Here is a 21,109-nt window from a genome sequence, read left to right as displayed (position 1 = left end):
AACATGCAGAAAGTCCAGCCATGGCCGACCCGTTGCTGTTTTCACCGCTCCAGATTCGCGGCGTCACCCTGAAAAACCGTGTGGTCATCGCGCCGATGCACCAGTATTCCGCCGTCGAGGGCTATCCGACGGACTGGCACCTGATGAATGTGGGCCGGTTCGCCGCCGGCGGGGCCGGGCTGGTCTTTGTCGAATCGACCAAGGTGGAGCGACGGGGCTGCGGCACCGTCGGCGATACCGGGCTGTGGCACGACGATTTCATCCCGCATTACAAACGGCTGGCCGATTTCATCCGGCAACACGGCGCGGTGCCCGCGATCCAGCTTGGCCATAGCGGCCGCAAGGCGCGGCGGTTCCGGCCCTGGGAAGGCGGCAGGCCGCTGACGCCGCAGCCGGAGGTCAGGGACTGGGACGCCTGGGAACTGGTCGCGCCCAGCGCGGAGGCCGCGAATGACATCGATCCGGTCCCCCGCGCGCTGAGCATCGATGAAATTCATGAGGTCATCGAACATTGGGGACAGGCCGCCGCCCGCGTCGATGCCGCCGGATTCGATGTGCTGGAAATCCACGCGGCGCATGGCTACCTGATCCACCAGTTCCTGTCGCCCTTCGCCAACCGGCGCAACGACGAATATGGCGGATCGGAAGAAAACCGCATGCGTTTCGCGACCGAGGTCGTCAGGGCGATCCGCCGCGTCTGGCCGGACGAAAAACCCCTGTTCATGCGGCTGTCCGTCGAGGACGACGCCGGCTGGGGCCCGGACCAGAGCGCAGCCCTGGCCCGCATCGTCAAACCCCTCGGCGTCGATGTCATCGACTGTTCCTCGGGCGGCATGCGCGGCGCGCCGGTCGTCGATACCGGCCCCATCACCTATGGCTACCAGGTGCCCTATGCGGACAAGGTCAAGCGCGACGGCGATATCCTGACCATGGCCGTCGGGCTGATCGTGCATCCCGACCATGCCGAGGAAATCCTGAACCAGGGCAAGGCGGACCTGATCGCGATCGCCCGCGAGGCGCTGTACAATCCGAACTGGCCGATGGATGCGGCGCGCAAGCTGGGCGTCGGCAACCCCTTCGACACGGTGCCGCCGCCCCAACGCTACTGGCTGGAAAAGCGCGACAGTGCCGTTCAGGATTTCACGCCGTCGACCTACCGCGACTGAACGCGAAGCGGGTTACGTCGTGGCCGGCGCGGCCAGCGCCTCGCGGATTTCGTCGTCGGGAATATCGTCGAAGGATGCGTAGTTGAGCGCATAGAGCCGCGCATACAACCCGTTCCGCTCCAGCAGGGATTCATGGGCGCCGGTTTCGACGATGCGGCCTTCCTGCAGCACGATGATCCGGTCGGCGCCGCGGATGGTGGCCAGCCGATGGGCGATCACGATCCCCGTGCGGCCTTCCAGCAGCCGTTTCAACGCGATCTGGATTTCGCGCTCGGTATAGCTGTCGATGCTGGCCGTCGCCTCGTCCAGCACCAGGATCCGCGCATCCGCGACCAGCGCGCGGGCGAAGCTGATGAGCTGCCGCTGGCCCAGCGACAGGTTGCGCCCCTGCTGGTCCAGCACGGTGTCATAGCCCCGCGGCAGTTGCGAAATGAAGCCGTGCGCGCCGACGATTTTTGCGGCCCTTTCCACATCCGCGCGGGTCGCGCCTGTGGTCCGGTAGCAGATATTGTCGAAAATCGTGCCGGTGAACAGGAACGGGTCCTGCAGGACCATGGCGATATGGCGGCCCAGCGCCGCCTTGGTGTAGTCCCGCACATCGCGCCCGTCGATCGTGACCGCGCCGTCCCAGACTTCGTAGAACCGGTGGATCAGCGAGGTGATGCTGGTCTTTCCCGATCCCGTCGGCCCGACCAGCGCCACGGTTTCGCCGCGCCTGACCTCAAACGATATGTCCTTCAGCACCGGCTGGTTCCGCACATAGCCGAAAGTCACGTTTTCGAAGGCGATACTGCCCTCGATGGTTTCCGGGTCGATGGCGTCCGGCTTGTCGGTAATGGCGAGCGGGACTTCCAGCACCTCGAAAATGCGCTGGCCGGAGGCCATGGCCCGCTGCATGACGCTGTACTGGATCGTCAGCGAGCGAATGGGATCGAAAAACCGCTGCACATAAAACAGGAAGGCCACCATCACGCCGACATCGAGGGCGTCCTCCAGCACCAGCGTACCGCCGACCACGACCACGATGCCCATCGCGGCGCCGGTCAGCGTATCGACGATCGGCACCATGATCTGCGCGAATTTCGCCGAGCGCAGATGGGCGAACAGGTTTTCCTTCGCCTTGTCGTCATACAGCCGGAAATTGACGTCCTCGCGTCCCATCCCCTGCACGGTGCGGACCGCGTGGATTCCTTCGGCCAGCGCGCCATTGGCGATGGAATTGGTTTCCCGCGCCCGGCGAAACGCCCGGCGGGCCGGCGGCAGCCAGATCAGCCGAACGATCAGCAGCGCCGGCACGACGGACAGCGTGACCAGCCCGAGATTGAAGTTGAGCGACAGCATGATGACGATGATGCCGACGAGCAGCACCAGGTCACCCACGACGGTGATCGAGTTTTCGAGGAATTCCTGCAGCGAGTTCACATCGCCCTGCAGCCGCGACATCATGCGGCCGATTTCCGTCCGGTCCATGAAGCTGAGCGACACATTCTGCAGATGCGCGAACATGGCGCGGCGGAGATCGAAGATGACGCGCTCGCCGGTCAGCCCGACGATACGGTCCTGCACCCAGTTCGACGCGTAGCTCAGCAGGATGGCGGCGCCGAACGCGGCCACGGCGAACCCCAGCAGGGACACGCTGGCGCTGTCGGATACAAGCGCGTTGTCGATGGCGTAGCGGATGATCAGGGGAATCACCAGCTGCGCGCCGGTGAAGGCGAGGACCGCGAGCAGCGCGATATAGATCCGCTTCCTGTAGGGATGGACATAGGCGAAGAAACGCCGGATCACATGGCCGTCGAACGCCGCGCCGAACATTTCCTCGTCATGGCTGATCTGCGAGCCCACGACCGCCCGGGGCGGCCGTTCCTGCGTCGCGGTATCGAATGGGACCGTCACTCCGCTACTACTCCTTCGAGGGCCTGGTCGTCGCTGGTCCGGCTTTGCAGGGCGAACAGCGCCGCATAGCGCCCGCCCGACGCCACCAGCGACTCATGCGTGCCGCGCTCCACGATGCGCCCGGCTTCCAGGAAGACGATTTCATCGGCATGGCGCAATCCGCCGAGCCGGTGCGAAATGATGATGGTCGCGCATTTGTCCGTATGGGCCTTGAGCGCCTGCCGGATCCGGCGCTCTGTCCCCGCATCGATGGCCGCCGTCGCATCGTCGAACACCATGACGGATGCGTCGAGGATGGCGGCGCGGGCGATGGCCAGCCGCTGCTTCTGTCCGCCCGACAGCGACACCCCGCGTTCCCCCACCAGCGTGCGGTAACCATCCGGCAACTGGTTCACGAACCCGTCGATCTGCGCCAGCGACGCGGCCCGCTCAATCGATTCGTCGTCGACCCAGGGGTCGCCATAGGCGACGTTGTTTTCCAGCGACGAGGTAAACAGGAACGGGTCCTGCTGGACAACCTTCACCGCATCGCGCAGCGAGGACAGGGTCACGGTCCTGATATCCTGGCCGCCGATCAGGATTCGGCCGCCCGTTACGTCATAGTAGCGCGGCAGCAGATGTGCGACGGTCGATTTTCCGCTGCCCGGCGGCCCGACGATGCCGAGGGTTTTGCCCCGTTCGACCCGAAAGCTCACGCCGTTCAGCACCGGCGGCGCGCCCTCGCCCTGGTAGGCGAAGGAAACGTCCTGGAATTCAACGGCCCCGTCCGACAGGTCCAGCGGTTTTGCATCCGCGGCATCCCGGATCGCCGGCTCCAGGTCGAGCACGGCGAACAGCCGCGCGCCGCAGGTGGAGGCGCGGGCAATGGAGTTCACCACCATGCCCAGCTGGCGCACCGGCAGTTGCAGAATCGTGATGAAGGTCAGGAAGACGGTCAGCGTGCCGACCGTCATGCTGCCGTCGATGACCCGCAACCCGCCGACCCACAGCACCAGCCCCATGGACACGAAATACGAGAAGGTCATGACCGCGACCGACGACACACGGACCCTGATCCGCTCATCCGCCAGCGCCATCGCCTCGCCGGAGGCTTCGTCGTATTTGCGCATCTCATGGGGTTCGGCGCCGAAGGCCCGCACGACGCGAATCCCGGTCAGGTTTTCGTCCATGACCCGGCCGAGATTGGCCATCCGGTCCTGCAGCGACAGCCATAACCCCCGCAGCCTGAGCCGCGTTACCGACGAATGCCAGGCCACGAAGGGCACGAAACTCAGGCTCAGCAGACCCAGCGAAACATCGATGGACAACAGCAGATAGGTCCCGGCGCCGATCAGGACGCTGAGCAGGAAAACGCGCAGCACCGCCGTATTCATGAACATCCGGACCCCTTCGAGGTCCAGCATGCCGCGCGTGATCAGCTCGCCCGTATGGACCCGGTCATGGAACGAAAAACTGAGCTGCTGCAGCTTGCCGTAGAATTCCCGCCGCAGGTCATAGGCGACCAGATGGCCCAGCGCCTCGCCGTTATAGTTATGGATCAGCGTGAAGACGCCGCGCATAACCGAGACGCCCAGCAGGATTGCCGCCGTGCGCCACAGCGCGGCCTCCGCTTCCTCCGGCGTGGCCACGCCCTCGCCCAGCAGGCCAAGGGCGCTGTCGACCGCCGCCCCCAGATACTGCGGAATCATCAGCTGGAAGGCCGCGGCGACGAGGGTTGCCGCGATGGCGGCGGACAGGCGCCATTTGTAGCGGAAGCTGAGCCGCAGGATTCGCATCAGGGTCGCGGTATCGTTGGCGAACCCGCGCTCGTCCTCGACCGAGAACCCGCCATACGCCCGCACCGCGCCGCGCGGTTTCTGATCACCTGGCCGGTTTTTTTGCGATACTTCGCTCTCTGTCATGCACACAGCTTCCCGCGACAAGGCAATCGGTCGCATATTCGCGGCCATCACCCTCACGGTCCTTCAAGATGCGGAACGGGTTAAGGGCAGAATAGACGATGCGGCACATCGCCACAAACAAGGCATGTAGGACATGCGCCCGGCCGTGACAATATCCCGTCTCGGGCCAACCGCCCCCGGTCAGTCCGCCGAACGGTGGAGACCATGGGCGATGGCCATGTAATCCGGTTCGTTTTCCGGCGTCAGCACGCCATGGCGTATCATGAAATCCATGATAACAAGGTTGCAGTTGAACTTGAAATCGGTGGAATCCCGGATCCGCGCCGCGACATCCTCAATCGGCCACAATTCGAACCGGTCGACCTCCCCGTCCTGGTTCACGGGTGTGAAATCGCCGGGCAGTTCAAGGTCGTAGCAGAATATCTGGTCAGGTTTCAGCGTATCGCCCGCCTGGTGGCAATAGGACAGGGCCCCCACCGGCCGCACCGAAGCCGCCAGTTCCCGCGGTATTCCTGCCTCTTCGGCGCATTCCTTGATGATATTGTCGCGCGTGCCGATACCGATGGGCTGGCCGCCGGCGACCATATTGTCCAGCATGCCGGGAAAGGTCGGCTTGTCCTTCGCGCGGGTCGCCACCCAGAGGAAAAGCGCGCCGTTGCGCCGGACATAGCCGTTCATGTGTACGCCCCAGGCCCGCACGCCAAACCGGGGGCAGGCCGCGCGCTCCATCTGCAACAGGGGCGCATCGCGCCAGTTCCGCATGACCGGATAGGCTTCGTCGCGCCAGCCGGTCACCTCGCCCGCCGCCGACAGTTCGCGCAGAACCCCGTCCATAGCCGCGCTGCGCGATGCGAAATCGCCAAACGCGGGCGACAGGCCAATCTGTTCCGGATTCGTCACGAACACGTCCGGCCAGGCCGACAGTCGCGCCGCGAACGACCGGTCGAGCCAGCCGATTCGCTGCGCGCCGGTCACGAAGGGCAGGAACTGCGACAGGTCGGCGTTGTTGCACGCATTTATATGGTCCAGGTAGCTCATCGCGCCCCGTGCGTCAGGCGACCTTCCGGCGCCGCGATTCCGAAACGAAGACCTCTTCGACGCAGAACATCGCGCGCAGGCATTCGCCGATATAGGCGGCCAGGGACGGTTCCATGTCCGTCATCCGGATTTCGACGCATAGTCCGCCATCGCCGGAACCCGCCCGGGTCACGTTCATCTGCGCAGGCACGAGGCCGCGCTTGGCGAACGGTTCAAGGATACGCGGCAACGCGCCCGGATCCGCAACCGCGGTCACCGAAAAACACGCAACGGGCCCTGTTTGATCAAATCTGCTTATGGTCATGATGTGCAACCTCAATTATCGATACCGCAAGACGAACGCCACCCGTCCGATCCCCTACGAGGACCGGGGTGGTAATTCGGATGCGGGACCCGATATGAGATTGCAGGCACATGGTGCGGGTTATATCAACATCGTTTCCGAAATTGCAAGCCCGTCCGCCACACCGAAAGGGAGCATCGCGCATGCATCGCAGCATTCTGATAGCCATTATTCCCCTTCTGGCCGCCTGCGCGCCGGAACCCGTCGGGCACTGGTCCCGTCCCGCCGGCGACGATAACGCCGCCTGGTCCCGCGATACCGCCGCCTGCCGCAGCGAAGCAAAGCGCCGGGCCGAACGGGATTTCGAACTGGAAACGCAGCATCTCGACCGCGGCCAGGTCGGCGTCTTCGGTCGGCAGTCGATCGCAACCGATATCGCCCGGCGCGACGCCAGGCAGTACCAGCAATCGCTGTACGAAAACTGCCTGCGCAGCCTCGGATATGTTCCGCGGCAATCCGAGGGCAAGCCCGCAGCGCCGCTGGAATCACGGTAAAACACGTCGTGATGAAACGAACGCACGAAAAGCGTTCGATACAGAGCACGCCAATAGCCCTGTATTCCCCTGCATGTTATATCTGCGCCAGTGCAAACAGGATGGCCTGACATTGGCGAAGCGCTCCCGGCGGAAACTTGAACTGGATGAATCGACCCGGGCGCTGGTGCGCCGGATCTGGCGCGAATACGTGCGTCAGCATACCGGCAAGATCCTGCTCGCGGTCCTCTGCATGGTCGTTGTGGCGGCCGCGACCGGCGGACAGGCGCGGCTGATCGAACCGGCGCTCGACCGCGTTCTCGTCACCGGCGATGCGCAACTGGTGTGGATCATCCCGCTGGCGTTCTTTGCGATTTCGGTTATCAAGGGATGCGCCAGCTACGGCCAGTCCGTCCTGATGCAGACCGTCGGCCTGCGCGTGGTCACCACGTTGCAAAGCCAGATGTTCGCCAGAATTATCCACGCCGACATGGCGTTTCTGCATGGCGACGCGACGGGCCGGCTGATTTCCCGATTCACCAACGATGTGAACTTCCTGCGCGAAGCCGTGGTCAAGACGGTGACCGCATCGGTGCGCGACCTGCTGACCGTGATCGTGCTGGTCGGCGTGATGTTCTACACGCACTGGATGATGGCGGCGCTGGCGTTCTTCGTCTTTCCGGTCAGCCTGTGGCCCATCATTTATATCGGCCGGCGGCTGCGCCGCGTTTCGGCCGATACCCAGGTCGAACTGGGATCGCTGACGGCGCTGCTGGACGACGTCTTCAAGGGCATTCGCCAGGTCAAGGCCTATGGCATGGAAGACCACGAGCAGCGCCGGGCGGATTCGATGTTCGAGTCGATCTACCGGTATATTCTCAAGGCGGCCAGCGTGCGCTCCCGTTCCTATCCGATCATGGAAAGCCTGGGCGGCCTGGCCATCGCTGTCGTCCTCTGCTTCGGCGGGTATCAGGTCCTGAGCGGCGAAACGACGGTCGGCAAGCTGATCGCGTTCCTGACCGCGCTGGTCATGGCCTATCAGCCGGTGCGCAGCCTCGCGGCCATGAATGCGAGCCTCCAGGAAGGACTCGCCGCAGCCCAGCGGATTTTCCATATGATCGACAACAAGCCGCGGATTTTCGACAGCCCGGACGCCCGGCCGCTGGCGGTGGACAGGGGCGCCGTGCGGTTCGACGACGTTCATTTCTCCTATGGCGACGACATTCCGGCATTGCGGGGCGTCTCCATCGATGCCCCGGCGGGATCGATGGTCGCGCTTGTCGGTCCGTCCGGGGCGGGCAAATCCACGGTGCTGAACCTGCTGCTGCGGTTTTACGACATCACCGCCGGCAGTATCGCCATCGACGGCCAGGATATCCGCACTGTGACGATTGAATCCCTGCGACGGTCGACTGCCCTGGTCAGCCAGGAAACCGGCCTGTTCGACGCCACGGTCCGCGAAAACATCGCCTATGGCGATCCGGATGCCGGCGAGGACGCCGTTATCGCGGCGGCAAAGGCCGCCGCGGCGCACGAATTCATCATGGAACTGCCCGCTGGCTATGACACGATGATCGGCGAACGCGGGCTGCGCCTGTCCGGCGGTCAGCGGCAGCGCCTGTCGATTGCCCGGGCCATGCTGCGCGATGCGCCGATCCTGCTGCTCGACGAGGCAACCTCGTCGCTCGACACCCAGTCGGAGCGACAGGTCCAGGCCGCGCTGAAGCGGCTGATGACAAATCGAACGACCCTTGTCATCGCCCACCGCCTTTCCACCGTGATCGATGCCGATATCATCTATGTCCTGGACAGGGGCGGCGTCGCGGAACAGGGCACCCATCAGGAACTTCTCGCCCTGAACGGCCTGTATGCGACGTTGAGCCGCATGCAGTTCGCGCCGGAACCGGCGGAAGTCACGGACCCCGATGCCGCGACGGCTCGGGTGGGCGCATGACGCCATGCGGGCCTTGCGACCGGTTCTTGGCCATCCCCTCGCACAGTCCGCGCTGTGCTGGATCGTCGCGTGCTATATCAGGCTCGTGTGGCGCACCGGCCGCTGGACCATCGTCGACGGGGAAGGTCCGCTGGCGCGCAACCGGGAACGGCGCCCGTTCATCGCGGCGTTCTGGCACGGACGGCTGGCGATGATGCCGTATGCGCTGGGCGGCGCGGCGCAGGATATCACCGTCATGATTTCCAACCACCGGGACGGCCGCATGATCGCCCGCGCGGTCAAATTCTTCGGCATCGCGGTTATCGCGGGATCGACGTCGAAAGGCGGCGCCTCGGCATTCCGCAGCGCGGTTCGGGCGCTGCGCGACAATGCGATCCTCTCCATCACCCCGGACGGGCCGCGCGGACCGCGCATGCGGGCCAGCGACGGCGTGGCGGTGCTGGCGCGATTTACGGGGGCGCCGGTCTATCCCGTCGCCTTTTCAACCTCGCGCCGCAGGGTGCTGGGAAGCTGGGACCGCTTCGTGCTGCCGCTTCCGTTTTCGCGCGGCGTCTTCGTCTGGGGCGCGCCCATCGAAGCCGGTCCGCAGCGCGACGGGGAAACGGTCGAAACCATGCGACTGAGGATCGAGGACGCGCTGAACGCGGTAACGGAAAAAGCCGACAGGCTCACCGGGCAGCCGGTCGTTGCGCCCGACGGCGTTTCCCCGGTCGCCCCGGCGAAGCGGTGACAGCGTGACCGGCCTGGCGCTGTATCGCGGCCTCACGGGGCTCGGCGCACCGCTGATCGTCCACCTGCTGCGCCGGCGCCTGAACGCCGGCAAGGAGGATTCGGCACGCTTTCCCGAACGCCGCGGCATTGCCTCGCGGCCGCGGCCCTATGGCCCGCTGGTCTGGATGCATGCCGCCAGCGTCGGCGAGGCGCAATCGGCCCTGTCGCTGATCGCCCGGATGCTGCGGGTCCGGACCGATCTCCATATTCTGGTGACCACGGGCACCGTAACCTCGGCCGGCATTCTGGCCGACCGGCTGCCGCCGCGAAGCTTTCACCAGTACGTCCCCGTCGACTACCTGCCCTGGGTTCGACGGTTCCTCGACCACTGGGACCCGGACATGGCCGTGTGGATCGAGTCGGAATTCTGGCCGAACCTGATATCCGAAACCGCGAGTAGGGACATTCCCGCGATCCTGGTCAATGGCCGGATCTCCCGGAAATCGGTCGCCAACTGGCAATTCCTGCCCGGTTTCATCCGCGGCATCATCGGCAATTTCCGGCTCTGTCTGGCGCAGAGCGACGACGAGGCCGACCGGTTTCGCCGCCTCGGCGCCGACCCGGTGCGATGCGTCGGCAACCTGAAATTCTCCGCCGCCGCCCTGCCGGCGGAGGAACCCGAACTGCGCCGCCTGGCGACCCGGGTGGACGGGCGGCCGCGATGGATCGCCGCCAGCACCCATCCCGGCGAGGAAGCCCTGGCCGCCGAGGCGGATCGCCTGTTGCGGCAACGGTATCCGAACCTGCTGACCATCGTCGCGCCGCGTCATCCCGCGCGGGGCCCGGGCATCGCGGCGGAGCTCGGCAAATCCGGGCTCCGCGTGGCGCGGCGGGCCGGCGGCGACGACATCGAGCCCGCGACCGATATCTATGTCGCGGACACGCTGGGCGAGTTGGGGTTGCTTTACCGACTGGCCGACATCGCCTTCATCGGCGGCACGATGGATGCGTATGGCGGCCACAATCCGCTGGAGGCGGCGCAGCTGGACTGCGCCGTGCTGCATGGTCCGGACATGGCGAATTTCACGACGGTCGCGCAGCAACTGGCCCGAGCCGACGCCGCGCAGGTCGTCACGGACGCGGCGTCGCTGGCGGCGGCGGTGCAGGCGCTGCTGGACAATCCGCTACGGCGCGAAACCGTCGCCCGGGCGGCGGCGGATGTCGCGCTGGCCAATGCCGAAGTCGTCGACCGCGTCATGGAACACCTTCAGCCCTTTATCGACGCGCTGCCCGCCGAGGAACCGGATGCGCGCCCCTGAATTCTGGACGCGGTCCGGCGGTCCGGGACTGTTCCTGGCGCCGCTGGGCTGCGCCTTCGCCGCCGTTTCGGGCCTTCGCCGCCGGTTGGCAACGCCCTGGCGGGCCCCGGTGCCGGTCATCTGCGTCGGTAATCTCGTGGCCGGCGGCGCGGGCAAGACGCCGGTCGCCCTGGGGCTGGGCCTGCTGCTGCGCGAACGGGGACGCGATATCCATTTCCTCAGCCGCGGCCATGGCGGCCGGCTGGCGGGTCCCGTCCGGGTCGATCCCGCGCGCCACACCGCCCGGGAGGTCGGCGACGAACCGCTGCTGCTGGCGGAACTCGCCCCGTGCTGGGTCGCGCGCGACCGCGTCGCCGGCGCGAAGGCCGCCATCGCCGCCGGCGCCGACGTGATCGTGATGGATGACGGCTTCCAGAACAATGCGCTCGCCAAATCGCTCAGCCTGCTGGTCATCGATGGCGGTTACGGCTTCGGCAATGGCCGGGTGATGCCGGCCGGCCCCCTGCGCGAACCCGTTGCCGGGGGGCTGGCCCGCGCCGACGCCGCCATCGTCATGACGCCGGACACGCGCGACGTCATGGCGTCGCTGGCAAACGCCGGTGTACCGGTGCTGCAGGCCCGGCTGGCCGTCCTGCCATCGGCGGAGCGGCTGACGGGCCGGAAGGTCGTGGGTTTCGCCGGAATCGGCCGGCCGGAGAAATTCTTCGCGACGCTGGAGGAACTCGGCTGCACCCTGGTTGCGCGGTACGGCTTTGCCGACCACCACGACTATACGCCGGAGGAAATCATGCGGATCGCCGAAACCGCCGACGCGGCGGGCGCTGTCCCCGTCACGACGGCGAAGGATTACGCGCGCCTGTCGCCGGACGCGCGCGCCATGGTCGAAACGGTCGGCGTTACCCTGGAATGGCGCGACCAGGCGGAAATCGACGCGCTGCTGAAGCGCGCCGTCAGGTCCTAATTCGCCGGCTGCGGCGACAGCAGCAGGGCGGGGTCTATCCGCCGGTCGAACCAGTTGATGCGCCAGTCCAGATGCGGGCCGGTCGCACGGCCCGTCGCGCCGATGGCGCCGATACGCTGGCCGCGCGCCACCGTTTCGCCCGGTTTCACCTCGACCCTGCTCAAATGCAGGAAGGCGGAAGTCAGCCCGTGGCCGTGATCCAGGATCAGCGTGCCGCCGGTGTAATACATATCGTCCCGGGCCAGCACGACGACGCCCGGCGCGGGCGCGACCACGGGCGCGCCGACCGGTCCCGCATAATCGATACCGTAATGCGGCTGGCGGGGCTCGCCGTTCAGGATTCGCTGGCTGCCATAGACGCCGGTTACCGGGCCGTCCGCCGGCCGGATCCAGTCGCCGAGGAAGTGCGTGGCGTCGCGGTCGCTTTTCCGCACCGCGGCGATCGCTTCGTTCTCCGCCCTGATCCGCGCCAGCACTTCGGGCGGCGGCGTCACCATTTTCGCCGGCAGCCCGTCAATCCGCTGGATCGCGTATTCACGCGGCGTCACGTCCAGGACCTTCTCGGTCACGGTCCCATCGGGCAGGCGAACCGACAGGATCGCCTTCGGCGGCGCGTCCCGGTTGAAGCCGAAGATGAAATCGCCGTTCGGCGAAACCCGCAGGGTCCGGCCATCCAGCATCGCCACCGCGCGCGGTTCGGTCCTGCCGCGAATCAGGCCGCCCTGCGTCATCCGCCCGTGCAGTTCCAGCGCATCGGCGACAGGCGCGACCAGCATCAGCAGCAGGATGCCGAGCAGCTTCACAGCAGTTTGCCCTGCTCTTCCGGCGGTTTCGCCTTCGCCCTCGTGCGGGGCCTTGTGCCGGATCCGGATATCACGGCTTGCGCCCTTTCCTTCTTTGCAAACTGCAACGTCACAACGTCTCCCGGCTTCGTGCGTTTCGCGGAAGTGACCGGTTCGTTTTTTTCATCGCGAACGACAACGAAGCCGCGCTCCAGCACGCGCTCGAAGGAATAGCTTTCCAGCAGCCCGCCCAGCTGGTTCACCCGGCCCCGGGCGTCGTCGAGCGGGCGGCGCATGCCCTGCGCCAGCCGATGCGACAGGTCGTCGAGGGTCTCCCGACCGTCCCGCATGGCGCGGTTGACCGGCGCGACGGACAGCCGCGCGGCGACGCCGGCAAACCTGTCGTCCTGGCGGCCCAGCAGCCGGGCGACCGCCGCCTGCATGGCGCGGACTTCGCTCTCCACGCGGCTCGCCGCCGCGCCGATCACCTGGTCCGGGCTCTTCAGCCGCGCCGCGAGCAGCGCCACCGCCTGCTGCCGCTGCGTGACCAGCCGGGCGCCCCCGTTGGCGAAGCGTTCCGCCGCCACGTCCAGCCGCTGCATCTGCACGCCGAGCAGCCCGCTGACATCCGGCAGGCCGCGCGCCAGCCCGTCGACCTGCATCTGCCGCCGGTCGATCAGCCGCGTCATGCCGCCGACCATCCGCCGCGCCACATCCATCACATCCTGCAGCAGTTCCGCCCGCACGGGCACCGCCATTTCGGCGGCCGCCGTCGGCGTCGGCGCGCGGCGGTCCGATGCGAAGTCGATCAGGGTGGTGTCGGTTTCATGCCCGACCGCCGAAATCACCGGAATGTCGGAGGCGGCGACGGCGCGCACGACGATTTCCTCGTTGAAGGCCCAGAGATCCTCCAGGCTGCCGCCGCCCCGCGCGACGATCAGCACATCCGGCCGGGGGATATCGCCACCCGCCGCCAGCCGGTTGAATCCCTCGATAGCGGCCACGACCTGCGCCGCCGCCGTATTGCCCTGCACCAGGACCGGCGCCAGCAGGACATGGCGGGGGAACCGGTCGGCGAGCCGATGCAGGATATCGCGAATCACCGCGCCGGTCGGCGAGGTCACGACGCCGATCACCGCCGGCAGATAGGGAATCGGCTTCTTGCGCGCGTCGTCGAACAGCCCTTCGGCGGCGAGCCTGCGACGCCTTTCCTCCAGCATCTTGAGCAGCGCGCCCTCGCCCGCCAGCTCCATCGATTCGATCACGATCTGGTATTTCGAGCGGCCGGGATAGGTCGTCAGTTTCCCCGTCGCGATCACTTCCATGCCGTCTTCGGGTTTGACCGCCAGCCGCCCCGCAACGCCGCGCCAGCACACCCCGTCCAGCACCGCATCCTCATCCTTCAGCGCCAGGTACAGATGGCCGGAAGCGGCGCGTTTGAAGCCCGAAACCTCCCCCCGCACCCGGACATAGGAATAGGCGTCCTCGACTGTCCGCTTGAGCGCGCTGGACAGCTCCGATACGGAGTATTCGGGAAGATTGGGCGCGGGTTCGGCGGAAATTTCAGGCATTACTGAGGCTGCGTGATATGTAGGGTCCCTGAGTATACCTCGATATGTCATCGCGTGGAGGGAGAGTATGAAAGTTCTGGTGGTCGGTTCCGGCGGCCGCGAACACAGCCTGTGCTGGGCCATCGCGGCCTCGCCCCTGTGCAGCAAGCTGTATTGCGCCCCGGGCAATGCCGGCATCGCGCGGGAGGCCGAATGCGTGCCGATTGCCGCCGACGACCTGGGGGCCCTGATCGCCTTCGTGCAGGAAAACGCCGTCGAATTCGTCGTCGTCGGGCCGGAAGGGCCGCTGGTCCTGGGCCTCGTCGACCGGCTGGACGCCATCGGCGTCAAATCCTTCGGCCCCAGCGCCGCCGCCGCCGCGCTGGAGGGGTCCAAGGGATTCACCAAGGATTTCTGCGCCAGATACAATATCCCGACCGCCGCCTATGGCCGCTTTACCGACGCCGAAGCCGCCCGCGCCTATGTCCGGCGGCAGGGCGCGCCCATCGTCGTCAAGGCGGACGGGCTGGCCGCCGGCAAGGGCGTCACCGTCGCCGCGACGGTCGCGGAAGCGATTGCCGCCATCGATGACGCCATGGTCGACAGCCGCTTCGGCAATGCCGGCGCGGAAGTCGTGGTCGAGGCCTTCCTGCGCGGCGAGGAAGCCAGCTTCTTCGCGCTCTGCGACGGGGAACACGCCCTGCCGCTGATTTCCGCCCAGGACCACAAACCCGTTTTCGACGGCGACAAGGGCCCGAATACCGGCGGCATGGGCGCCTATGCCCCGGCGCCGGTGATGACGGACGCCCTGGCGGAAACCGTGATGGCGCGGATTATACGGCCGACGGTCGCGGGCATGAAGGCCGACGGCCGCCCCTACAAGGGCATCCTCTATGCCGGGCTGATGATCGAAAACGGCGACCCGCAGCTGATCGAATACAATGTCCGCTTCGGCGATCCGGAATGCCAGGTGCTGATGGCCCTGCTGATGTCCGATATCCTCACCGCCATGATCGCCGCCTGCGACGGGGTGCTGAACAGCTTCGCCCTGCGCTGGCGGCAGGGTTCGGCGCTGTCCGTCGTCATGGCCGCCAGCGGCTATCCCGGCGATTACGCCAGGGGCGACGAGATCAGGGGCGTGGACGGGTTGGGCGACAGGGACCTTGTCGTCTTCCACGCAGGCACCGCGCGGGACGATGCGGGGCGGCTGCGGGCCAATGGCGGCCGCGTGCTGAATGTCACGGGCATCGGCCCGACCGTCACCGTGGCGCAGGCCAGGGCCTATGCCGCGATAGACCGGATCGACTGGCCCGGCGGGTTCTGCCGCCGCGACATCGGCTGGCGCGCCGTCGCGCGGGAAAGGAACGGTCCAGCCTGACCGACGGCTACAGCGCCATTTCCAGCCGCTGTTCCATGACGGCCCGCCCCCAGGTTTCGCCGGTGCATTCCGACACAACATGAAAACCCGCACGGGCATACAGCGTACCGGCCGGTTCCAGCCCGCGAAACGTGGTCAGGTAGAGGGAGGACAGCCCCGCATTCCGCGCGAATTCGACCGCCTCGCCGAGCATCCGCCCGCCCAGCCCCTGCCCCGCCAGCGATTCGTCCAGGATAAACCAGCGCAGATGCCCCTGGCCTTCCGCCGCGCCCGGATCGCTGCCGTCTATCGTGATCGAACCCAGGATGCGACCATGTTCCGCAACCGAGCAGATCCGGTCCCGCGCCGGCTCATACCGCAACAGGAAGTCGCCCATTTCACGCGCGACCATTGCCTCGAAACAGGTCGGAAACCCCCATTCCCGCGCATAGTACCGGCCATGCATCGCCGCGACATCGCCGAGCAGTCCGGGCGCCGGCCCCAGCGTCAATATAATCGTTTCAAACACGATTTACTTTAGCGCCGCGCCGCGAAGAAGTCGCGCAGCAGCGCCGCCGCCTGCGATTCCGCAAGGCCGCCGATGACTTCCGGCGCGTGGTGGCAGGTATCCTGAAGGAAAAACCGGGCGCCGTGTTCGACCCCGCCGCCCTTGGGGTCATAGGCGCCGAAATAGAGCCGCCGGATACGGGCAAAGGAAATAGCGGCCGCGCACATGGCGCAGGGTTCCAGCGTCACATACAGGTCCGCCAGGGGCAGGCGCGCCGCCCCGGCCTTCGCCGCCGCCTCGCGAATGACCAGGATTTCCGCGTGCGCGGTCGGGTCGTGCCGTTCCTCGGTCCGGTTGCCGGCCCGCGCCAGCACCGCGCCGGTGACGCTGTCCACCAGCACCGCGCCGACCGGCACCTCGCCGCGCGCCGCCGCCGCTTTCGCCTCGGCCAGCGCCTGCGCCATATGGGAATCGCCTGTCATGCCGCGCACCCTGCCGCGCCGATTCATCCGGGTCAATCGCAGCGTTGCGCGGCCCCTCCATTGCCTGTATCAGACGCCCCATGAATACGCCAACCCCCGAACCGACCCCCAAGGGCGACCGGATCGCCAAGATCATGGCGCGCGCCGGGCTGTGTTCGCGCCGCGATGCCGAACGCTGGATCGCCGAGGGCCGCGTCGCCGTCGCCGGCAAGGTCATCGACTCGCCGGCCCTGAACATCACCGACCTCAATTCCATCCGCGTCGACGGCAGGCCGCTGCCGAATACCGAGCCGCCGCGGCTGTGGCGCTACCACAAGCCGCCGGGCATCGTCACGACCGCCCGCGACCCCGAGGGACGCCCGACGGTCAGCGACAAGATGCCCGCGGGCATGCCGCGCGTCATGCCCATCGGCCGGCTGGATATCACCTCGGAGGGGCTGCTGCTGCTGACCAATGACGGGGAACTGAAACGCCACCTGGAACTGCCGACGACCGGCTGGACGCGCCGCTACCGGGCGCGGGTCTATGGCCGGGTCGAGGTCGGGAAGCTGGAGGCGCTGAGCAAGGGCGTCACGGTCGAGGGCATCAAATACGGTTCGATAGAGGCGAAACTGGAGCATCAGGAAGGCGCCAACGCCTGGGTCGCCATCGGCATCCGCGAGGGCAAGAACCGCGAGGTGCGCAAGGTCATGGCGCATCTCGGCTATACAGTGAACCGGCTGATCCGCATCTCGTTCGGCCCCTTCCAGCTCGGCGGGCTGGAGCGGGGAGTCGTGGAGGAAATGCCGACCCATGTCCTACGCGACCAGCTGGGCAAGGCGACGGCGGAGAAAATCGGCATTGCGACTCGTCGGGGGTAGGCTGCGCGGCAAGCTGCTCACCGCGCCGCCGGGCAAGGCCGTCCGGCCGACGGCGGACCGGGCGCGGGAATCGCTGTTCAACATCCTCGAAAACGGCCGCGCCGCCCGTGTCACAGGGCTGCGCCTGCCGGGCGCGCATGTGCTCGATGCCTTTGCCGGGACCGGCGCGCTGGGGCTGGAAGCCCTGAGCCGGGGCGCCGCCCATGTCGCCTTCATCGAGAATGCGCGGGTCGCCCGGCGCGCGCTGGAGGAAAACATTTCCGCCTGCAGGGCGGGCGATTCTGTCGAAATCCTCGACGCCGACGCCACCAGCCCGCCCCCGGCGCGCGCCCCCGTCGACCTTGCCCTGCTGGATCCGCCCTATGGCGCGGCGCTTCCGGTTCCGGCGCTGGTCGCGCTGAACGACCGGGGCTGGTTCCATGACGGCACCCTGATCGTGGTGGAATACGGCGCCGGCGAAAGCTTCACCCCGCCGGATTTCCTGGAACCGCTCGACGAGCGCCGCTATGGCGCGGCGCGGTTCATGCTATTGCGCCGCCGGAATCCTGCGGATTAGCGGCACGACCATCACGGCGACCGGCAGCAGCGCCAGGCCGGCGATGAAATACGGCGAGTCCGCCCCTATCGCGGCGAAGACGAACCCGGCCCAGGCGGGGCCGCCGATCCGCGCGGCGCTGGCCGTCGACTGGGCCAACCCCATGACGCCGCCCTTCACGTCCTGCGGCGCCACCTGGATCATCAGGCTCTGGATCGCCGGACCGATAATGCTGAACCCGACGACGACCAGCAGCAAGGGCAGCAGCACCAGATACGGTGTTACCGCGAAGGGCAGCGTCCCCATACCAAGCCCCAGCAGGACAACGCCGACGAACACGGCCCGCGCTTCGCCCAGCCGCTTGACGACCGGGCCGATCATGCCGCCCTGCACGATCGCCACGACAACGCCGATAAACACGAAATAGGCCGCGACCTCCCGGGGGCCGAAACCGAATTTGTCCAGCGTCCAAAGTGCGAACGTCGCCTCCAGTCCCGTGAATGTCAGATAGACGAGAAAATAGACCAGGAACATCCGCGCCAGCGAAGCCTCCCGGAACACGGCCAGGTTGAACCGCGACAGGTTCGCTTCCTCGCGGCGTTCCGGCTCCCGGATGAAGATTATTGTCAGCACGAAACCGATTGCGGTGAAGCCGGCGCCGACCATTGCCGGCAGCGCCAGACTGTCGCCGCCGCCCAGAACGCCGAAGGTGATCGCCGGACCGATCACGAAGCCGACCCCGAAGGCCGCGCCCAGGAAGCCGAGCCCCCTGGCCCGGTTATCCGCCGTCGTCACATCGGCGATATAGGCCTGCGAGACCGTCAGCCAGCCGGCCGTGGCCCCCGCGAAACAGCGGCTGGCGAATATTTCCCACAGCGAATCCGCCTGCGCCAGCCAGATATAGGACACGCAGGTGCAGGCCACGCTGAACAGCATCACCGGCTTGCGGCCGATCCTGTCCGACAACCGGCCCCAGACCGGCGCCGTCAACAGGCTGGCCGCCGAAAAAACCGAAAAGATCAGCGTCGCGATTTCCGGGCCCGCGTCGAAGGCGGTCACGTAGAACGGCAGCACCGGCAGGACGACGCCGAGCGCGATCAGGTTGACGCAGGTGGTGAGGATTACCGGCACCATGCGGGTGCAAACTCCTTGTTGGGACCGGCGCTAGATCAGATCGTGTTTTGTTGGAATCGCCTTCGGCGATCCAAAAAACACGTGAATCTGATCTTATTATTGAAAACAGAGCACCTTCACAGGATTGATTAGAACCTGATGCGGTTCTAATCAATCCTGATGTGCTCTTGTTAGCAGGTACGGCCGGTCAAAGCACTGACTGATATTCCGATTATTCCGATGGATTAGCGCCGGCCGAACAGCCTTTCGATGTCCGCGAGCTTGAGTTCGACGAATGTCGGGCGGCCGTGGTTGCACTGGCCGGAATGGGGCGTGACCTCCATTTCCCGCAGCAGCGCGTTCATTTCATCGCCGTTGAGCCGCCGCCCCGCGCGCACCGATCCGTGGCAGGCCATCGTGCCGCAGACATCCTCCAGCCTTTCCTTCAGGCTGAAGGCGTCGCCGAATTCCGACAGTTCGTCCGCCAGGTCCCGCACCAGCGCCCGCGAATCGACCTGTCCCAGCATCGCCGGCACTTCGCGCACCAGTACCGCCCCTTCGCCGAAGGCCTCGACGACCAGCCCCAGTTCCTGCAATTCCCCGGCCCGCTGCACCAGCCGCGCCGCGGCGGATTCATCCAGTTCGACGACTTCGGGGATCAGCAGCGACTGCCGCGCCACCCCGGATTCGCCCAGCGCCTTTTTCATCCGCTCATAGACCAGCCGTTCATGCGCCGCATGCTGGTCGACGATAACGATACCGTCGGCGGTCTGCGCGACGACATAGGTTTCGTGCAACTGCGCCCGCGCCGCGCCCAGCGGATACGCCCCCTGCGCCGCCGCGTCTTCCCCGCCGGCTTGCGGCGTCACGGAAGGCTGCGCCAGCGTATTGCCGCCGAAGGGCGACTGGAACGCCGCGGCGCTGGCGGCCAGTCCCTGCGGCGGCGTGGACGGGCGGTAGGCGTAGCTGCCGCCGCCCCCGCCATAGGGCAGCGATCCCGTTCCCGGCCGGACCACGCCCAGCGCCGCATCGGCGACGGTGGTCGAGGCGCGATGCCCCGCTTCCGCCAGCGCATGCTTCAGCGCGCCGACGATCAGCCCGCGCACCAGCCCCGCGTCGCGGAACCGGACCTCCGCCTTGGCCGGGTGGACATTCACATCCACCGAGCGCGGCTCGATCGCGACGAACAGCGCCACCATCGGGTGCCGGTTATTGGCGAGGAAATCCATATAGGCGCCGCGCACCGCGCCATGCAGCAGCTTGTCCCGCACCGGACGGCCGTTCACGAACAGGAACTGCTGCATCGCGTTGGAGCGGTTCAGCGTCGGCAGGCCCGCATAGCCGGTCAGGCGGATGCCCTCGCGCTCCGCGTCGATCCGCAGCGCGTTGTCGGCGAATTCCCGGCCCATCACCGCCCCCAGCCGCGCCAGCCGCGTGTCCAGCAGGTCGCCGTTCGCGGCGTCGCAGCGGAACCGTTCGCGCGCATCGTCGCGCACCGTGAAGGCGATATCCGGCCGCGCCATCGCCAGCCGTTTCACCGTATCCAGGATCTGCGCCGTTTCCGCCCGGTCCCCCTTGAGGAATTTCAGCCGGGCCGGCGTCGCATAGAACAGGTCGCGCACATCGATCCGGGTCCCGCGCGGATGGGCGGCGGGCTGCGGGGCGGATACCGCGCCCCCCTCCACCGCGATAGACCAGGCGGATTCCGCGCCTTCGGGCCGGCTGACGATGGACAGCCGGCTGACCGCGCCGAGCGAGGGCAGCGCCTCGCCCCGGAACCCCATGGTGTGGATGTCGAACAGGTCGTCATCGGCCAGCTTCGAGGTCGCGTGCCGCTCGATGGCGAGTTGCAATTCGTCGGGGGTCATGCCGGAACCGTCATCGCTGACCGAAATCAGCGACTTGCCGCCGTCGCGGATGGCCACATCGATGCGCCGCGCGCCGGCATCGATGCTGTTCTCCACCAGTTCCTTCACCGCGGAGGCCGGCCGCTCCACGACCTCGCCCGCGGCGATGCGGTTGATGAGGGATTCGGGCAGGCGGCGGATGGTCATGGCGGCATCATTGCCGACGATTCGCCGCGGTGCAATGCGGCAGAAGGGCGGGCGGCAGTCCCTAACGCGGCCATTGTTGCGCAGGATAACATTTCCGGCGTTGACG

At 66.8% G+C, this 21,109-nt stretch carries 19 protein-coding genes; 9 read left to right on the top strand and 10 right to left on the bottom strand.

Annotated features, from left to right (window positions below):
• The first annotated feature begins 20 nt into the window (after positions 1-20).
• The gene (locus tag WD767_12745) at positions 21-1,166 is read left to right on the top strand and encodes an NADH:flavin oxidoreductase/NADH oxidase (GenBank protein ID MEX2616955.1); all 1,146 of its coding nucleotides are present in this window, start codon (positions 21-23) and stop codon (positions 1,164-1,166) included.
• A 12-nt stretch (positions 1,167-1,178) separates the two neighbouring features.
• Here WD767_12745 and WD767_12740 read toward each other — a convergent pair whose 3' ends face one another.
• From WD767_12740 to WD767_12725, 4 genes are all read right to left on the bottom strand, one after another.
• Positions 1,179-3,062 (bottom strand): ABC transporter ATP-binding protein, encoded by a 1,884-nt coding sequence (locus WD767_12740; GenBank protein MEX2616954.1) that lies wholly within the window; start codon positions 3,060-3,062, stop codon positions 1,179-1,181.
• The gene (locus WD767_12735; GenBank protein MEX2616953.1) at positions 3,059-4,963 is read right to left on the bottom strand and encodes an ABC transporter ATP-binding protein; all 1,905 of its coding nucleotides are present in this window, start codon (positions 4,961-4,963) and stop codon (positions 3,059-3,061) included. Before WD767_12735 ends, WD767_12740 begins: the two co-directional genes overlap by 4 nt.
• A 180-nt stretch (positions 4,964-5,143) precedes the next feature.
• A complete protein-coding gene (locus WD767_12730) occupies positions 5,144-6,001 on the bottom strand; it encodes a DUF4743 domain-containing protein (protein MEX2616952.1) in 858 nt (285 codons plus the stop codon).
• A gap of 13 nt (positions 6,002-6,014) precedes the next feature.
• On the bottom strand, positions 6,015-6,230 hold the full coding sequence (locus WD767_12725; protein MEX2616951.1) for a hypothetical protein: 216 nt from the start codon (positions 6,228-6,230) through the stop codon (positions 6,015-6,017).
• A gap of 257 nt (positions 6,231-6,487) precedes the next feature.
• Between WD767_12725 and WD767_12720 the strand changes: the two genes are divergently transcribed.
• From WD767_12720 to lpxK, 5 genes are all read left to right on the top strand, one after another.
• On the top strand, positions 6,488-6,838 hold the full coding sequence (locus WD767_12720; protein MEX2616950.1) for a hypothetical protein: 351 nt from the start codon (positions 6,488-6,490) through the stop codon (positions 6,836-6,838).
• 112 nt (positions 6,839-6,950) lie between these two features.
• Complete coding sequence (locus WD767_12715; protein MEX2616949.1) at positions 6,951-8,771, top strand: ABC transporter ATP-binding protein; 1,821 nt, start codon at positions 6,951-6,953, stop codon at positions 8,769-8,771.
• Positions 8,743-9,501 (top strand): lysophospholipid acyltransferase family protein, encoded by a 759-nt coding sequence (locus WD767_12710; protein ID MEX2616948.1) that lies wholly within the window; start codon positions 8,743-8,745, stop codon positions 9,499-9,501. The genes WD767_12715 and WD767_12710 overlap by 29 nt, the downstream gene beginning before the upstream one ends.
• 4 nt (positions 9,502-9,505) lie before the next feature.
• On the top strand, positions 9,506-10,801 hold the full coding sequence (locus WD767_12705; GenBank protein ID MEX2616947.1) for a 3-deoxy-D-manno-octulosonic acid transferase: 1,296 nt from the start codon (positions 9,506-9,508) through the stop codon (positions 10,799-10,801).
• Positions 10,788-11,762 carry a tetraacyldisaccharide 4'-kinase gene (lpxK, locus tag WD767_12700; GenBank protein MEX2616946.1) on the top strand — a complete coding sequence of 325 codons (975 nt, stop codon included), beginning with the start codon at positions 10,788-10,790 and terminating at the stop codon, positions 11,760-11,762. Before WD767_12705 ends, lpxK begins: the two co-directional genes overlap by 14 nt.
• Here lpxK and WD767_12695 read toward each other — a convergent pair.
• Both WD767_12695 and xseA read right to left on the bottom strand, forming a co-directional pair.
• On the bottom strand, positions 11,759-12,565 hold the full coding sequence (locus tag WD767_12695; GenBank protein ID MEX2616945.1) for a M23 family metallopeptidase: 807 nt from the start codon (positions 12,563-12,565) through the stop codon (positions 11,759-11,761). The genes lpxK and WD767_12695 overlap by 4 nt on opposite strands.
• The gene (gene xseA / locus WD767_12690) at positions 12,562-14,115 is read right to left on the bottom strand and encodes an exodeoxyribonuclease VII large subunit (protein MEX2616944.1); all 1,554 of its coding nucleotides are present in this window, start codon (positions 14,113-14,115) and stop codon (positions 12,562-12,564) included. Before xseA ends, WD767_12695 begins: the two co-directional genes overlap by 4 nt.
• Positions 14,116-14,182: 67 nt before the next feature.
• On the opposite strand from xseA, the gene purD reads away from it, so the two are divergent.
• Positions 14,183-15,472, top strand: coding sequence for a phosphoribosylamine--glycine ligase (gene purD / locus WD767_12685; protein MEX2616943.1), 1,290 nt, complete (start codon positions 14,183-14,185; stop codon positions 15,470-15,472).
• Positions 15,473-15,479: 7 nt separating this feature from the next.
• Here the strand turns inward: purD and WD767_12680 are convergent, their stop codons facing one another.
• Both WD767_12680 and WD767_12675 read right to left on the bottom strand, forming a co-directional pair.
• Entirely contained in the window at positions 15,480-15,980 is a 501-nt protein-coding gene (locus WD767_12680; protein MEX2616942.1) for a GNAT family N-acetyltransferase, read from the bottom strand.
• Positions 15,981-15,988: 8 nt separating this feature from the next.
• Positions 15,989-16,441: a nucleoside deaminase gene (locus tag WD767_12675; GenBank protein MEX2616941.1), complete on the bottom strand. Its 453-nt coding sequence runs from the start codon at positions 16,439-16,441 to the stop codon at positions 15,989-15,991.
• 80 nt (positions 16,442-16,521) lie between these two features.
• Here WD767_12675 and WD767_12670 point away from each other — a divergent pair, with 80 nt between their 5' ends.
• A complete protein-coding gene (locus tag WD767_12670) occupies positions 16,522-17,301 on the top strand; it encodes a pseudouridine synthase (GenBank protein ID MEX2616940.1) in 780 nt (259 codons plus the stop codon).
• On the top strand, positions 17,282-17,857 hold the full coding sequence (gene rsmD, locus WD767_12665; GenBank protein ID MEX2616939.1) for a 16S rRNA (guanine(966)-N(2))-methyltransferase RsmD: 576 nt from the start codon (positions 17,282-17,284) through the stop codon (positions 17,855-17,857). Before WD767_12670 ends, rsmD begins: the two co-directional genes overlap by 20 nt.
• Here the strand turns inward: rsmD and WD767_12660 are convergent.
• Together WD767_12660 and mutL are read right to left on the bottom strand one after the other, a co-directional pair.
• Entirely contained in the window at positions 17,828-18,970 is a 1,143-nt protein-coding gene (locus WD767_12660; GenBank protein ID MEX2616938.1) for an MFS transporter, read from the bottom strand. The two genes, rsmD and WD767_12660, sit on opposite strands and share 30 nt — an antisense overlap.
• Positions 18,971-19,194: 224 nt before the next feature.
• Positions 19,195-21,003, bottom strand: coding sequence for a DNA mismatch repair endonuclease MutL (gene mutL / locus WD767_12655; GenBank protein ID MEX2616937.1), 1,809 nt, complete (start codon positions 21,001-21,003; stop codon positions 19,195-19,197).
• Between the last annotated feature and the right edge of the window lie 106 nt (positions 21,004-21,109).

It is taken from the genome of Alphaproteobacteria bacterium (assembly GCA_040905865.1).
GTDB lineage: Bacteria > Pseudomonadota > Alphaproteobacteria > UBA8366.
This window is presented reverse-complemented; position numbering and strand designations above follow the sequence as displayed.

What these genes read in the sequence shown, in the direction of transcription:
- WD767_12745 (MEX2616955.1), top strand. Translation starts at nt 21, where the DNA reads ATGGCCGACCCGTTGCTGTTTTCACCGCTCCAGATTCGCGGCGTCACC.
- WD767_12735 (MEX2616953.1), bottom strand. Translation starts at nt 4,963, where the DNA reads ATGACAGAGAGCGAAGTATCGCAAAAAAACCGGCCAGGTGATCAGAAA.
- WD767_12730 (MEX2616952.1), bottom strand. Translation starts at nt 6,001, where the DNA reads ATGAGCTACCTGGACCATATAAATGCGTGCAACAACGCCGACCTGTCG.
- WD767_12720 (MEX2616950.1), top strand. Translation starts at nt 6,488, where the DNA reads ATGCATCGCAGCATTCTGATAGCCATTATTCCCCTTCTGGCCGCCTGC.
- WD767_12710 (MEX2616948.1), top strand. Translation starts at nt 8,743, where the DNA reads ATGCCGCGACGGCTCGGGTGGGCGCATGACGCCATGCGGGCCTTGCGA.
- lpxK (MEX2616946.1), top strand. Translation starts at nt 10,788, where the DNA reads ATGCGCGCCCCTGAATTCTGGACGCGGTCCGGCGGTCCGGGACTGTTC.
- xseA (MEX2616944.1), bottom strand. Translation starts at nt 14,115, where the DNA reads ATGCCTGAAATTTCCGCCGAACCCGCGCCCAATCTTCCCGAATACTCC.
- purD (MEX2616943.1), top strand. Translation starts at nt 14,183, where the DNA reads ATGAAAGTTCTGGTGGTCGGTTCCGGCGGCCGCGAACACAGCCTGTGC.
- WD767_12675 (MEX2616941.1), bottom strand. Translation starts at nt 16,441, where the DNA reads ATGACAGGCGATTCCCATATGGCGCAGGCGCTGGCCGAGGCGAAAGCG.
- WD767_12670 (MEX2616940.1), top strand. Translation starts at nt 16,522, where the DNA reads ATGAATACGCCAACCCCCGAACCGACCCCCAAGGGCGACCGGATCGCC.
- WD767_12660 (MEX2616938.1), bottom strand. Translation starts at nt 18,970, where the DNA reads ATGGTGCCGGTAATCCTCACCACCTGCGTCAACCTGATCGCGCTCGGC.
- mutL (MEX2616937.1), bottom strand. Translation starts at nt 21,003, where the DNA reads ATGACCATCCGCCGCCTGCCCGAATCCCTCATCAACCGCATCGCCGCG.